The 14,870-nt window shown below is 62.9% G+C and carries 11 protein-coding genes; 10 read left to right on the forward strand and 1 reads right to left on the reverse strand.

Annotated elements, in window-relative coordinates; genetic code table 11:
• Positions 1–30: 30 nt before the first annotated feature.
• The 9 genes from VGD45_RS08310 (at position 31) to VGD45_RS08350 (ending at position 10,466) form a co-directional block, all read left to right on the forward strand.
• Positions 31–1,125 carry a CapA family protein gene (locus tag VGD45_RS08310; protein ID WP_331154815.1) on the forward strand — a complete coding sequence of 365 codons (1,095 nt, stop codon included), beginning with the start codon at positions 31–33 and terminating at the stop codon, positions 1,123–1,125.
• Positions 1,113–1,598 carry a TRAP transporter small permease gene (locus tag VGD45_RS08315; protein WP_331154816.1) on the forward strand — a complete coding sequence of 162 codons (486 nt, stop codon included), beginning with the start codon at positions 1,113–1,115 and terminating at the stop codon, positions 1,596–1,598. Before VGD45_RS08310 ends, VGD45_RS08315 begins: the two co-directional genes overlap by 13 nt.
• Positions 1,595–2,887, forward strand: coding sequence for a TRAP transporter large permease (locus VGD45_RS08320; protein ID WP_331154817.1), 1,293 nt, complete (start codon positions 1,595–1,597; stop codon positions 2,885–2,887). The genes VGD45_RS08315 and VGD45_RS08320 overlap by 4 nt, the downstream gene beginning before the upstream one ends.
• Complete coding sequence (locus tag VGD45_RS08325) at positions 2,884–3,957, forward strand: 2-hydroxyacyl-CoA dehydratase family protein (RefSeq protein WP_331154818.1); 1,074 nt, start codon at positions 2,884–2,886, stop codon at positions 3,955–3,957. Before VGD45_RS08320 ends, VGD45_RS08325 begins: the two co-directional genes overlap by 4 nt.
• Positions 3,954–6,125: a CaiB/BaiF CoA-transferase family protein gene (locus VGD45_RS08330; protein ID WP_331154819.1), complete on the forward strand. Its 2,172-nt coding sequence runs from the start codon at positions 3,954–3,956 to the stop codon at positions 6,123–6,125. Before VGD45_RS08325 ends, VGD45_RS08330 begins: the two co-directional genes overlap by 4 nt.
• Positions 6,122–7,411, forward strand: coding sequence for a 2-hydroxyacyl-CoA dehydratase family protein (locus VGD45_RS08335; protein ID WP_331154820.1), 1,290 nt, complete (start codon positions 6,122–6,124; stop codon positions 7,409–7,411). The genes VGD45_RS08330 and VGD45_RS08335 overlap by 4 nt, the downstream gene beginning before the upstream one ends.
• The gene (dctP, locus tag VGD45_RS08340) at positions 7,408–8,448 is read left to right on the forward strand and encodes a TRAP transporter substrate-binding protein DctP (protein ID WP_331154821.1); all 1,041 of its coding nucleotides are present in this window, start codon (positions 7,408–7,410) and stop codon (positions 8,446–8,448) included. Before VGD45_RS08335 ends, dctP begins: the two co-directional genes overlap by 4 nt.
• A complete protein-coding gene (locus tag VGD45_RS08345; RefSeq protein WP_331154822.1) occupies positions 8,445–9,641 on the forward strand; it encodes a CaiB/BaiF CoA-transferase family protein in 1,197 nt (398 codons plus the stop codon). The genes dctP and VGD45_RS08345 overlap by 4 nt, the downstream gene beginning before the upstream one ends.
• A gap of 135 nt (positions 9,642–9,776) precedes the next feature.
• Entirely contained in the window at positions 9,777–10,466 is a 690-nt protein-coding gene (locus tag VGD45_RS08350; RefSeq protein WP_331154823.1) for a TetR/AcrR family transcriptional regulator, read from the forward strand.
• Here VGD45_RS08350 and VGD45_RS08355 read toward each other — a convergent pair.
• A complete protein-coding gene (locus VGD45_RS08355; RefSeq protein WP_331154824.1) occupies positions 10,436–12,781 on the reverse strand; it encodes a TonB-dependent receptor in 2,346 nt (781 codons plus the stop codon). The genes VGD45_RS08350 and VGD45_RS08355 overlap by 31 nt on opposite strands.
• A 267-nt stretch (positions 12,782–13,048) precedes the next feature.
• Here VGD45_RS08355 and VGD45_RS08360 point away from each other — a divergent pair, with 267 nt between their 5' ends.
• Positions 13,049–14,245 (forward strand): cytochrome P450, encoded by a 1,197-nt coding sequence (locus VGD45_RS08360; RefSeq protein WP_331154825.1) that lies wholly within the window; start codon positions 13,049–13,051, stop codon positions 14,243–14,245.
• Positions 14,246–14,870 lie beyond the last annotated feature (625 nt).

The following is a 14,870-nucleotide window of genomic DNA, read 5'->3' on the forward strand; positions in this document are numbered from 1 at the left end:
GTACCGATTTCTGAAGGGGGGAGGCGCGGCATGGAGCTGATCTTCACCGGCGACCTGATCCTCGATGAGCCGCGGCCGGACCATTGGCTGAGCGGCATCGCCCCTGCCCTGCGCAACGCCGATCTCACCATCGGTCATCTGGAAGTGCCGCACACTGCGCACGTCGAGGAAGTCCGGGATGATGTGCCGGCGCCCGGCGCCGATCCGGCGCACCTCGCTGCGCTCGCTCGGGCCGGCATTGGAGCCGTGACATTGGCGGGAAATCACATTGCCGATCTGGGCGCCGTCGGCATTGCAGACACCGTCCGCGGATTAGCCGAGGTCGGAATCGCATATACCGGCGCGGGCGCGACACTCGCCGAAGCGCGAAAACCCGCGATCATCGCTCGCGGCGGCAAGCGCATTGCCGTGCTCAGCTACAACTGTGTTGGACCGGAGAGTTCCTGGGCCGGTCCCGATCGTGCCGGGTGTTCGTATATTCGCGTCGAGGCGGTCGATGGCGGTCCGATCCGGCCCGCTGCTGCGCTCGATCGCATCGATCCTGCATCGCTCGCAACGCTTGCCGAGGACATCGAGGCGGCGAAGGCAAAATCCGACGTCGTGGTCGTCGCGTTTCACAAGGGTATCGTGCATACGCGCGCCAGGTTGGCGCCGTATGAGCGTCCGCTCGCTCGCGCCGCCGTCGAGGCAGGCTGCGACGTGGTCATCGGTCATCACGCGCACATCGTTCGTGGCATCGAGTTTTACAAAGGCGTGCCCATCTTTCACGGATTGGGAAATGGCTGCGTCGTCACTCGTGCGCTGAGCCCCGATCAGGCTTCGCCGGAGCGCGCGGCCTGGGCACGCAAACGCAAGGAGCTGTTTGGGTTCGAGCCGGACCCTGCGTATTTGCTCGCGCCGTTTCATCCCGAAGCGGTGAACGCACTGCTCGGCCGGCTGCACATCGACGCCAATGGCAAGGTTCGCGCCGGATTCATCCCTGTGCACGTCGACCCACCCGGGCGTCCACGTATCGCGCCGGACGCCGCTCAGCGCATCGCTGACTACGTTCAAGCCATCGGCATCGAAGCCGGCTTGCCGCCACTGACAATGCAAATCACAAGCGAGGGCGTGTGGCTGAGCTGAACGGACACCACGGTGGTGGGCAAACGCGCGGCCCGTTGTTCTATATCGGCGCGGCGGGATTGGTATTGGCCATGGCTGTCGAGACGGTTGCCGTGCTCGGCCGTCATGCGGGCATACCCTTGCTCGGGGCGTTGGAAATCATTCAGGCGTGCATCTTGTTGATGGCGTCGGCCGCCATGTTGTCGGCCACAATGAACAACGGCCATGCCACGGTCACGTTGCTCACGACTCGAGTGAGCGAGCGCGCCCGCCAGTATCTGCGCGCGTTCGCCAATCTGCTGTCCGCGCTATTCTTCGTCGGCTTGAGCGCCGGCGCGCTGTGGCTCGCCGTCGAATCATGGAACGACTACGAGCAAAGCGAGCTGCTGCATATCCCGTTTCGGCCGTTACGGATCGTCTCGCTGGTGGCGGCGGGCGCGATCGCAGCGGTGTTCCTGCGTGACATGTGGCGTTCACTGCGGGGGCGTCCATGAACGGCGCGCTTGGGGTCGTTGCTCTCTTGGCGCTGCTGACGTTGGGAGTGCCCATCGGCGTGGCCATGGGCATCGTCGGCATGGTGGGGCTGATGCTGCTGCTCGGGCCGGAGCCGGCGATCATCAAGTCCGGCGTCGTGCTGTTCGAAACGATTACTCGTTACGAATTGGGCGTGCTGCCGTTATTTCTGTTCATGGCGCATCTGTGCTTCGCCGCCGGCGCGAGTCGCGATTTCTTCGAAGCGGCGGCGCGAATGGTTGGCCATCGCCGCGGTGGCCTCGCCATTGCATCGGTCGCCGGTTGCGCGGGATTCGGTGCGATCAGTGGATCTAGCCTGGCGACGGCGGCGACCATCGGCTTGATCGGTCTGCCAGAGATGCGCAAGCGTGGTTACTCCGATGCGCTCGCTACGGGCTCGATTGCGGCGGGCGGCACGTTGGGATCGATCATCCCGCCGTCGGGCGCGCTCATCGTGTTCGGCATTCTCGCGGAACAGTCCATCGGCAAACTGTTTACAGCGGCCATCATTCCCGGACTGTCGCAAGCGCTGTTCTACATCGTCACCATCGTGCTGCTGTGTCGCTGGCGTCCATCTATCGGACCTGCGACGGCGCGTGCGCCTTGGTCGGAGCGGCGCGCGGCGCTAGTTCGCATTTCCGATCTGGGTGCACTGATCCTGTTGGTATTGGGCGGCATTGCGTTCGGTTGGTTTACACCCACGGAAGCAGCATCTGTCGGCGCGACGGGCGCTCTCCTCTTGTGCGCGTGGCGTCGAAAGTTGAATCGCGCCTCACTGCAGGAGGCGCTGGCGCAGACGCTGCGCACGACCGGCATGATCTATGTCGTGATCATCGGCGCGCTCATCTTCGCCGTGTTCATGAGTTACACCGGGCTCGCCGATCAGGTTGCCGACTTTATGGATGGGCTGCCCGGAGGACAGTTGCTGGCCATCGTCATCATGACGGTGCTGCTGTTGTTGCTGGGCTCGGTGCTGGACGGATTGGCGCTGATGCTGCTCACGACGCCGATTCTGCTGCCCATCGTCACCAATCTCGGCCTGTCCCCGATCTGGTTCGGCATCTATCTGGTGCGCACCATGGAGATCGGATTCGTGCATCCGCCCATCGGCATCAACCTGTACGTGATTCAGGGCATCGCCAAGGATGTTCCGTTGGGGCGCATCTTCAAGGGCGTCGTGCCGTTCCTCGCGGCCGACCTGCTGCATCTGTCGTTGTTGATCGCCGTGCCGGCGTTGGCGCTGGCGTTGCCGGGGTGGTTGCATCAATGAGTTTGCCGGCGGTGTTGGATCGCGTGCTGAGAGATCCGCTTCATGCGGCGAGATCGGGCCGTGCGATTGGATATCTCGGGTGGGATGTTCCCGTCGAGCTGATCCTCGCTGCGGGGGCTGTGCCAGTGCAACTCTCTGCACTCGCTTCTGCAGGCGACACTGCGTTGGCCGACCGTTATCTGGAGAACAGCTTTTCTGCGCAGAGTCGAACGGTGGCTCAGCGATGGTTGAGCGGTGACCTCGACGCCTTGGAGGCGGTGATCTTCTCCCGCAGTGACGACAGCGCGCAGCGCTTGTACTACTACCTCTGCGAGCTGCAGCGCTTTGGTGAGTGCAAGGGGCCGCGGCCTTTGCTCTTCGACCTGGCGCGCATCGGTCGTGCGACGAGCGTGGCGCACACGGTTGAGTCGACGCGGTCGCTGGCGGCGGCTATCGGTGCTGATGCTGCTCGATTGAACGCGGCCGTTCAGCGAGTGTCAGCGCGCCTGAGTCTTCTCGATGGACTTGCCAAGCTGCGTGGGTCCGATTCGGCGCCACCGGGCCGCCTTGCTTATCGAATCGCGCGTGCGGCCCGGGCCGACTGGTCGGAAGAATTCGATAGGTCGCTACGCGCGTGGCTCGCTACGCCGATGACGACAGAGCCACGCAAGCGAGTGCTGCTGGTAGGCAGTGTGCCGCCCGATGATCAGCCGCACGCAGCCATCGAGACAAATGATGTGATCGTCGTCGGCGAGATCAACGAGGCAGGCGTTGGCCACTCAGGCGTGCCATCGAAATCGGTCGGCATCGAAGCAGTCGCGCACCGCTGCTATCAGCAAACGACGGCCGCCAGCACTCTGCTGCAATCGCCGACCGAAATCGTGAAGCGCGCGCGTGCGCTGCGAGCCGATGGCGTCATCGTCTGGATGCTCGCCACCGACACCGGCCTCGCATGGGAGGCCCCCCGCATCGAGCTCGCGTGCCGCGCCGCCCAGCTACCTACGCTGATGCTCACATCGCAACCTCAATGCCTGAGCACCGACGCCCTCGCCCAGCTCGCGCAGTTCAGAACTACACTGGAGGTCGCATGAAGCCGCTGCAGGACATGCGTGTGCTTGCTCTGGGCAGCGTGGCTAAAGGCGCGCTGGCGCGGTTGCTCGATTCACTGGGGGCCGAGGTTCGCGGCGTGGAGGTCGCTTCGCTCGCGAGCGAGCTACCGGGCGCGCAGTTTCTGATCGAGGGCCTGGGGTTGCCGGCCCTGCGCCGTGCGGGATTCTCGCGCGAGCGGATCGAGCAGATGAATCCGCGGTTGATTCATATCTCTGTGACGACCTTCGGCAGCGAAGGTCCGCGATCTGAGTGGCGCGGGAGCGAATTGGTTGCCTCAGCGATGGGAGGAACACTGCGTGTCACAGGCGATCCAGATCGGCCACCGGTGAAAGAAGCGTTGGATGCCTGCTGGTTCCACGCTGATATGGCTGCCGCCGCCGGCGCAATGGCGGCACTGGTGGAGCTGGCAAACACTGGCCGAGGCCAACACGTCGATGTCTCAGTCCAGGAGGTCGCATTCTCCCGCAACGTGAATGGCGTCCTCGTCTGGCAGTTCGATCGTCGGAAGCTGCATCGTGTCGGAGGCGCGTTGAACTACGGCCGTGCGACCGTTCGGTGCATCTGGCCGCTCGCGGACGGGTTCTGTTTTCACACGTTGATGACAGGCCGCTTCGGTGCGCCCGCCAACCAAGCGCTGAGCGACTGGATCGACGCGGCGGGACTGCCGAACCCTCTGCGAGGCGTCGACTGGTCGAAATACAATCGTTCGACGCTCGATCCACAAACACGTCACGAGTGGGAACGAGCCATCGAGGCATTCTTCTCATCGCGCACGCGCCACGAAATCGCGACCGAAGGCCGTCGGAGAGGCATCAACGCAACCGTGGTCGCCGAGCCGGCCGACGTGCTCGCCGATCCGCATCTGCAGGCTCGAAACTTCTGGACACGAGACCGCTCCGGGCAACGCCGGCCCTCTCGCTTTGTTTCTATAACCGAGAGTTCGAGTGCCGCGAAGCCTCCGCAAAGCTGTGCGCCATCGAACGAGCGTCCCGGTCCGCTGCGAGGCCTGCGCGTGCTCGACTTCTCCTGGGCCCTGGTCGGCTCGATCACCACCAAAGTCCTCGGCGACCTGGGCTGCGAGGTGATCAAAGTCGAAACGCGCAGCCGCCCCTGCCTTTCGCGCATCGACGTCCAGGTGAACGCCTCGCGCGCCGACAGCTTCGATGACAAACCCTGGTTCGCGCACCTCAATACGTCCAAGCGCAGTCTCGCACTCGACCTGAAGCTCCCACAGAGCCGCGAAGTCCTCGACCCGCTGCTCGAGTGGGCCGACATCGTGGTCGAAAACTTCTCGCCCGGCACCATGGCCAAGCTCGGGCTCGACTACTCGGCTCTGCAGAAACGTCATCCGGGCTTGATCATGGTGTCCGGCAGCGTGTTCGGACAGACCGGACCGCTGGCCGAATCCTGGGGCGTGGACGGCACGGGCGCGGCGCTCTCCGGCCGGACGTTTCTAACCGGTTGGCCTGATCGCAATCCAGTCATTCCCGGCGCGGTGCCTTATGGCGACGTGATCGTTCCCTATGTGATGGCCGCCGCGACCGCCGCAGCGGTGGACCATCGCCGACGCACCGGCCTTGGATGTCACATTGACGCCGCGATGTACGAAATCTGCGTTCAGCAGATGCACGACGCCATCCTCGCCGCCGAACGAGGCGAACGGCCCACGCGAACCGGCAATGATGGCACCAACATTTTTCATCAAGGCGTCTATCCCGTGAGCGGCGACGACCAGTGGCTCGCGGTCACGCTCGTCACACGCGCGGATTGGGAACGCCTTTGCGCATTGGCCAGCCTCGACCCGACCTCGTCGCCGCAAGCGCTCAGTACATGGTGCCGCCAGCATGATGCCCACGCACTGATGGAACAGCTGCAAGCCGCAGGAATCGCGGCCGGCGTCGTGCAAGACATCGAGGACCTGATGGAGCGCGATCCGCAGATTGCCGCCCGTCATGCGCTGATCAATCTCGATCACCCGTCGCTGGGACCGTTCGGTCACGTGCGAACGCCCATGGATTTTTCGGCCAGCGCCATCTCGCCCTATCGCGCACCGTCGATCGGCGAGCACAGCACAGCGATCGCAAGAGACCTGTGTGGACTGAGCGCGGCCCGCATCGACGAGCTGCAGCAGCTCGGAGTGTTTCGATGAGCACATCTACCGGCGGCCAACGCAGCCGCAAAGACCTCGAATGCACGGCGGCGGCCACGGCCTACCAGCGTGACTTCGTCGCCGACTTGAAGCGACGCGTGATCGACGCGGGCGAGCCCTTTGCAATCGCGCAAGCCGATACGCCGCACGAGATCTTCCACGTCATGGATATCCCGCTGGTCACCAATCAATGGTGGTCGGCATACATCTCCGCCAAACAGCTTTCGAAGCACTACGATCAAGTGTTGGGCAACCTCGGTTATCCCGCCAATCGTTGCCGCTATTGTTCGCTGGGTCTCGCCTGCACGCTCGATAACAACCCACGCATCGCGCCCTGGGGAGGATTGCCCAAACCGACGGTGCTGGTGGCGCGCCTGACTTGCGAATGCATCGAACACGTCTTCGGCCAATGGGCCACGGCGCTCGGCAGCGAGTTCTTCCCACTGGAAGCCCCGGGTTGGCAACACAAAGATCCGCAGTGGTATCGCAACTCCAACGAGCGTTGGGAGCAAGTCTTCGAGCAGCGTCGCATCGACCTGCTCGTGGCTGAGATGCAGGAGCTGATCTCGCTGCTGGAAGATCGCACGGGCCGCAAGTTCGACGAAGCCAAATTCTTGCAGCTGATGCTCGACATCAACGAGCAGGAAGGTTACATCGCCGAGGCCGCGCAAATGATCGGCGCAGCCCGCCCCTGCCCCGTGTCCATCGCGGAGCAGATGCCGAACACCATGATCCCACAGTGGCATCGCGGCTCGCCCTGGGCTGTAGCCCATGCGCGCCGATTCCGCGACGAAGTGAAACGACGCATCGCGGACGGCGTGGGTGTCGGCGGCCGCGAGCGACTGCGATTGATGTGGATCGGCGCCGGCCTTTGGCACGACCCCGGCTTCTACAGTGCGTTGGAAGATCGATACGGCGCCGTGTTCGTATGGTCCATGTACATGCCCTTCGCCGGCCCGCAGTACATTCGCGAGCTGCACGATCGTCCGCTGCATGCATTGGCCAGTCGCATCTGTTCGATGAACGAGGTGCTGCACTTACCCCCGTGGATGAATGAATGGATGGTCAGCGAAGCCGATCGCTGTGACATCGACGCAGCCGTCATGCTGGTGCCGCCCGACAATCGCCTGTCCCAGTCCGGCACCAAGATCACTGAGCATGCGCTGGCCCGAGCCGGCATTCCAACATTGGCGTTGCCCGCTGACATGGTGAGCGCCAAGGATTGGAGCCACGAGCGCATGGTCGAGCACGTCGCCGGCTTCCTGCGGCAGGAAGGCCTGCTGTGAGAGCCCTGCTCGCCCTACTCATCATATGTGTGGCCGGATGCGCCCAGACGGCGCCCGGCGTGACGGTGCTGACTTATGCGAGCCCGTTCAGCCCATCTCACCCCTTCAGCCGCGCCGATGTCGCGTGGATGAAATGGGTCGAGCAGCAATCCAACGGAAGTATCGACATTCAACCCTATTGGTCCGGATCGCTGTTGTCGTCGGAGCACTCCATGCACGAGCTGCGGCATGGTGTCGCGGACGTGGGATTGATCACGCCGATCTATGCTCGCGGCGGCGCTCATCTCATCCGGGCCCAGGCTGGGTTCTACGGCGGGTTGGAAACATTCGAGGAGCAGACCTCGCTGTGGCGCTGCCTGGTCGCAGCCGAGCCGCAGTTTCAGCGAGAGCTGCATGATCTGAAGATTCTTGCCGTCCAAGGCGGCAATCTCCCCGGCATCGTGACTCGCGATCGCCCCGTGCGAAGCCTGGAGGACCTGCGCGGCCTGCGACTGCGCGCGCCCTCGGAGCTGCTGTCGGTGCTCAAGGATCTCGGCGCCGATCCGATCGACATGCCGATGGGCGAAGTCTATTCGGCGCTCGCCAAAGGCGTGCTCGACGGCGTGGTCGCACCGCCGGACACGTTGCGATCGCTGCACTTTGCAGAGGTCGCACAGTACTTCAACACCATCAAGATCCCGCGCGGTGCATACGCCGCCCGCGCCATGAGCGAGCAGCGCTGGCGCACGCTGACGGATGCACAACGCGATCTGCTCGAACGCAGCACCGAAGTCTGGGAGAAATCGCTGGCTGCAGAGCTGCTGGTTGCAAACGAAGCCGGCATGGCCGCCGGCCGCGAACATCGCGTCGAATTTCACGACATGCCGCCGGATCAACAAGCGCGCTTCGACGCCTTGTATGAGCGTGATGGCGAAGCCCGAGCCCGCAACCTCGCCCGCTTCGGCATCGACGGCATGCCTGCTTATCGCCTGGCGCGCTCGATTGCCGCACAGGTCAAGGACGACTTCGGCATCCGCTGCAGCAGAGATGAAACATGAGCCTACCGCTTGAAGGCATTCGCGTCGCCGACTTCAGCCACGTCATGGCAGGACCGTTTGCCACACACCTGTTGAGATTACTGGGCGCGGAGGTGATCAAGATCGAAGCGCCTGGGCGCGGCGACACCATGCGCAACTATGGCGCGGACCGCCGCTATGACGGCATGGCCCCGGCCTTCATCGCCGTCAACGCCGGCAAGAAATCTCTGGTGCTGGATCTCAAACAGCCGCTCGCGCAGGAAGCCGCGCGCCGCTTGATTGCAACTTGTGACGTGCTGGTCGAGAACTTCAGGCCCGGCGTGATGGCCAAGTTCGGTCTGGATTACGCATCGGTTCGTGAGCTTCGGCCGGAGCTGATCTATTGCTCCATTTCTGGTTACGGCCAGAACGGCCCGCGTCGCGACTGGCCGGCGATCGACAACATCGTGCAGGCCACCACGGGCATGATGACCTTGGGCGGCACGGCCGGCGATGCTCCCACGAAGGTTGGATTCCCGGTAGTCGATACCCTCACCGGACAAACTGCCGCCTTCGCGATACTCGCTGCCCTGCTGCGCCGGCAACGCGAGCGGCGTGGAGAGTACATCGATGTCGCGATGTTCGATGCCAGCATGGCGTTCATGACTTCCGCCATCGTGCCTTACCTCGTCACGGGAAATCCCCCGGAGCGCACCGGAAACATCGGTTACAGCGGTCAACCGACCTCGGCCGTATTCACTGCAAGCGATGGTCGGCAGATTTCTCTCGGCGTCGTACAGCAAGCCCAGTTCGAAACTTTGGCGCGCGAGGTTGGCCGGGAGCAATGGCTGCGCGATCCCCGCTTCCTCACGCCAGACCTGCGGCGCAAGCATTCAGCCGAGATGCGCCTCGAGTTGGATAGAGTTTTCCACGAAGCGCCCGCCGCCCAGTGGGAGTCCAGGCTGAGCGCCGCCGGCATTCCCTGCGGCATGGTGCGAGATGTGACCGAGGCGGTCTCACTGCCCGCGCTCGAAGCGCGGCGATTGAAACTCGGCCTGCGCATTCCCGGCTTGCCGGAACGCGAACAGGTCGAGATCGTCAACGCGGGCTTTCTCTTCAGCGAAGACCAACCCGGCGTGAACATCGCCCCACCGCGCATCGGCGAGCACAGCGAGGATATCCTCGGCTCACTGGGTTTCAACCCAACGGAGATCGAAGCCTTGCGAAGCCGCTAGAGTGCCCGTCCCCGCGCCTCCTTTGCGAGCAGCGCTGCGACCAGCGCCGCTACGCTGAGCACCGCAAAGTACGACACCCGCGAGGGCCGCACTGGCTCTTGCCAATTTTCAACCAGGGCATAACATGCTCAAGCAGTGAGCGCCAAAAAACCTTTGAGCGACAAGCCCACGCCGAAGATGGATCGGCGTTGGGAGCGCACGCGTGCAGCGCTGCTCAGCGCGGGCCGCACATTGTTTGCTTCTCGCGATGTGGAAGGCGTGACGGTGGATCAGATCGTCGCCACTGCCGAAGTCGCAAAGGGCAGCTTCTACAATCACTTCGTCGACAAGGACGTGTTCGCCCGCGAGATCGCCAGCTCCGTGCGTCGGCAGGCCGAACAGGCCGTCAACGAAGCCAATGCCGATGTCACGGATCCCGCGGCTCATCTGGCGCGGGCGTTGTGCGTCTTCATGCGTTTCGCGATTGAGCATCGGGAGAGCGCACAGGTGCTGTGGCGATTGAACTCCGGCGCGACCATGGTCGATGCCCCCATCAACCGCAACCTTCGCAACAATGTCCAGCAAGGCATCACGCAACAGCGCTTCAAGCATGTGGATCTCGAAGTGGCCGTGCTGCTGGTCATGGGAACGATCGTGATCTCGCTCCGCCATGCGCTGGAGGAACGTCTGGTCACGCCGCATATCGACATCGCCAGAGGCATGGCGGCTGGCTTACTTCGCTCGCTGGGCGTGCCGGCCGCTCAGGCCGACCGGCTCGCTTGTGAGGCTGCGAACGACATCCTCGGCAATGCGCCTCAGAAATCCACGCTGGCGGACACGAAGTAGTTTCTCGGGCGCGAATAGATCACTTCGGCGTAGCCGGCCGATGTGCTGAAGGATGAATTGCCGGCCACGCGGTATTGCTCGTCGGTGGCGTTGTTCACACCCGCTCGGAAGCGCCAGGCGCCCAGCTCCAGATTCAGGGAGGCATTCAGCAGTGTGACGTCGTCGAGCTGCGCGACTTCGATGGAGTTGGCAGCGTCGAAGTACTGCTCGGAGGTGTGCGTTACATTGATCCGCGGTGTCAGAGTGACATCGCCGAGATCGAAGTCGTAGCCCACGCCCAGGCTCGCCTGCCACTCAGGCGCGAACGGCAGCGTATTGTTCGGGCCCACGGTCTGAGTTGTGCCAGGCACCGATGCAATCTCGTCGAAGGAGTTGTCGAGATAGCCGGCGCTAGCCTCGACGATCAGCCGCCCTGGCGCATACGTCAGCTCCAGCTCAGCGCCTTCGATGGACGATTTGCCGGCGTTGAACAGCAGCGGCACGATGCCGAGCCGATAAGTGAGCTGCATGTTGTCATAGTCGGTGCTGAAGATCGCGCCGTTGAGCCGCACATTGGCGCCGATCTCGGACTTGAAACCGAGCTCGAACGTCTCCGCCGTCTCTTCATCGAACGCCACCGGCAGATTGCCGGCGGGCGCGAGGTTGTAGCGCTGATTGAAGCCGCCGCTCTTGAACCCCTGCGACCAGCTCAAGTACGTCATCAGCGAATCGTTCCAGCGATACTGAATACTGGCCGAGCCCGTGGTGGACTCGTATTTGTTTTCGAACGGCAGCGGAATGATGTTGAGCCCGGGTCCCGCGACCAACGGGGTATTGAGCCTCGTCGGAATCACGAGCGGCGCCGTCAGTGGCGTCACCGTGAAAGCAATGATTCTGATGCCCTTGGTTTCTTCGGTGTAGCGAGCGCCGGCCGTGATGCTCAAGGCATCCGTCACATTGTAGGTCCACTGCGTGAACAAGGCGAAGTTGTCATTGTCGATGAAGGCGCGCTGGTAATCGATCGATCCCGGAATCGCGCCGCTCGCTACCAGCGGCGGTGGCGCGGCGAACGGTACGAGCAGGAAGTCGTCGATGGTCTCCTCGAAATAGAACGCACCGACCACGCCGCGCAAGCTCTCAGTTTCAACCAGCGCCTGCAACTCCTGGCTGAACTGATCGCCCGAGCTCGAATAATTCGTGTGCAGAACGAGCAACCCGGTGTTGTCCGCGTCGCGACTGCCGCTCCAATCCAGTTCGCGATAGGCGGTGATGGATTTGAGCGCGAACGTCTCACTCAGCTCCCATTGCACGGTTCCAGACACGCCCCAATTCTCCAGCGTGCTTTCCGCTGGTGCATTGCCGCCGTTTCGATACTTGCCCAGGTTCCAGGTCGCATCGTTGGCGCAGCGCTCATCGACGATGTTCTGGGGCACCGAGGGCGGTGGGAACGTCGCACCGAGACAGCCCGCCCCTCTGCTGATTGCCGCCGGAAACACCTGCGACTCGTTGATCGATGCGAACACGAACGGCGAGCCGTTCTCGTCCTCTTTGGTGTAGTCGCCACGTAGCGTGAAGGTGAAGCGGTCACTCGGCAGCCACTGCAACGATGACTGCACGGTGTATGTATCTTCGTTACCGAGATCGACCCCGTCGAACGCGCGTCTGACATATCCATCGCGTTGACGCGCGCCCACGGAGACTCTCGTGAGCACAGCGTCTGAAATCGGCAGATCGACTGCGGCAAAGCCTTCGTACAGGCTGTCATCGCCAAAACCGAGGCGAGCCGTGCCGCCAAACTCTTTGCCGGGCAACGTCGTAGTCAGCAACACCGCCCCGCCGATGGTGTTTCGGCCGAACAGCGTGCCTTGCGGGCCGCGAAGGATCTGAACGTTGGAGATGTCTCGAAAATCGAGCACGCCGCCGACGGAGCGGCCCATATAAACATCGTCAATATACAAACCGACGCCGGGATCGACGCCGGAGGAACCGTCGCTTTGACCGATGCCCCGGATATAAACCTGTGCCGCGGAGTTGTTTCCCGTCAGCGGGCCGTAGCTCGCGAACTGCAGGTTGGGCGCGATCTGATCGAGATCTTCAGTGCTGGTGATTTGCTGACGCTCGAGCGCCGCAGCGGAGAATGCGGAAATCGCAATTGGCGTGTCTTGCAGGGATTCCTCGCGCTTTCGGGCGGTGACCACCACCTCTTCCAAGGCGCCTGCCTGTCGATCGTCGGCCAAGGTCGCCGCGACGACGGGCGATGCGAGACCCATGATGATCGGCGCTTGCAACGCAGTTACCCACGCGCGCGCAACCGTGAATCTTTCTTTCACAGCCATCGGCAGCCCCCAGTCCCTGAACAGCCCATGTCCACCATGAGCTGGTTATATTTTGAACTATTACGTCACTATTAGACGGTTTCGTCAATAGTGGCCGGGGCCGGGAATTCTAGGGAGCGGAACGCGCGGTGGGGGCAGCCTGTTTCTGTGGGGCATAGTCGCCATCGAAGCAGCTTATAGCCGGGAGACGCAGAAGGTGTTACCTCCGTGGGGTGCTTCTGCCCTACTGTCTCGCCGGCGTCCCTTTGAATACTGTCACTTTACGTCATGTCCGACCCATCGTTGCTCAACGAGTACGATCCCACGCTGCCCGAGACGTTCGACAGCGTGCATGCGACTTTTGCCGACTTACGCGCCCGCTGCCCGGTAGCTCACAGCACGCAGTTCGATGGGTTCTGGGCGCTGGCGCGCTATGAGGACGTGGTCGACGTCCTGCGCGATTCGGACATGTACATCACGTCGGTGCGGAATGTCGTGCCGGGCTCGTCGACGACAGGTCGTCGCCCACCGTTGCATCTGAATCCGCCGGAGCACACGCCTTATCGCCGGGCGATCGATCGTGCGCTGAGTGCGGGCCGTGTTGCCTCTCTGCTGCCGGCGACTCAGCGAATTGCGCACGAGCTTGCTGCGTCGTTGGTCGCTCTCGGGGAAGCGGATCTGGTGGAGCATTTCTCGGCCATCCTGCCGGTACGCTTGTTCGGCGAATGGCTCGGGCTGTCCGAGCAGCAAACCGATCATCTTGCGAAGACCTCGCGTGCATACATCAGAGCTTGGGAAGCCTTCGACAAGCCTGGCGTCGTCGTCGCAGGCGAAGGACTTGCGTCGCTGGCGCGCGAGCTCATCGAGCAACGTCGCGTACAGCCGCTGGATCCGACCATTGATCCGACGAGCTCGCTGCTTGCCGAGCGGGATGCAGATGGCAAGCCATTCCCCGATGTTCTGCTCGCGGGCTGCGTGCGGCAGGTGTTGGTGGTTGGCCTGGTGGCGCCGCCCATTCTGATGGGGAGCATCGCCGTGCATCTGTCTCGCGATCCTGAGTTACAACAACAGCTGCGCGCGGATCGCTCGCTGATTCCCGATGCGGTCGAGGAGTTCGTGCGCCTCTATACGCCCTATCGTGGCTTCGCTCGCACGGCGCGTGAGGATGTGACTATTCGTGGCAGGAACATTCCGAAGGATGAGCCTATCGCGTTGCTGTATGCCTCTGCGAATCGGGACGAAGCGGTGTTTCCAGAGCCGGATAAGTTCATTCTGCGACGGCCGAATATCAATCAACACATCGCGTATGGGCGTGGGCCTCACATGTGCGCAGGGGTCCCACTCGCTCGACAGTTGTTGCGGGTGTCGTTGGATGCGCTGCTGGATAAGACGAGGCACTTCGAGTTGGCTGGCGAGGTTCGCATGAGTGGGATGCCCGAGGTGGGGCCGCTGTATGTGCCGCTGCTTATGAGGCCGGCCGCGTAGGTTTCCTGAGGCGGCGACGGTGGTTAGCGTCGCCCAGGGGGTCCTAGGTCCTCCCGGCACCGCGCACCCGCCTCGCCACGCTGTCGCGTGTCGCCTGCTCGTACGTCCCTGTAGCTGCTGCTACGACCAACATTGCGCTGCGCAGTCCTGCTCCGCGCAAGCCCAGGGTGCCCATCCATGGACACCCGCTCGGCGGAGCGAAGCGATGCTTCGCTGAAATGCACCGCCGAGCCCCTGTTGGATCGAAGCTGCCGAGAGAACCTAGGACCCCCTGGGCGACGCCGATAGGTCAGCGGTGACTCGGACGCGGATAAGACCGAGGTCAGTTCAAGCTGCAGTGTCGAACGCGGGAAAAAGAAGCTCTCATTCCTCTGGCCTAACCGCGCTCAGACTCGACAACGCTATCGCGTGTCGAGATCGCAGTGATTTCTCTCGCGGAAACTACAGCGATAAGGTGGGGGAAAGTTATTTGAGCTTTCGGCGCAGGATAGGGGGTGGTACCTCCTCCCGGCAGCTTCGATCCAACAGGGGCTCGGCGGTGCATTTCAGCGAAGCATCGCTTCGCTCCGCCGAGCGGGTGTCCATGGATGGGCACCCTGGGCTTGCGCGGAGCAGGACTGCGCAG

Origin of the sequence: Steroidobacter sp. (assembly GCF_036402275.1) — a bacterium.
Taxonomy (GTDB): domain Bacteria; phylum Pseudomonadota; class Gammaproteobacteria; order Steroidobacterales; family Steroidobacteraceae; genus Steroidobacter.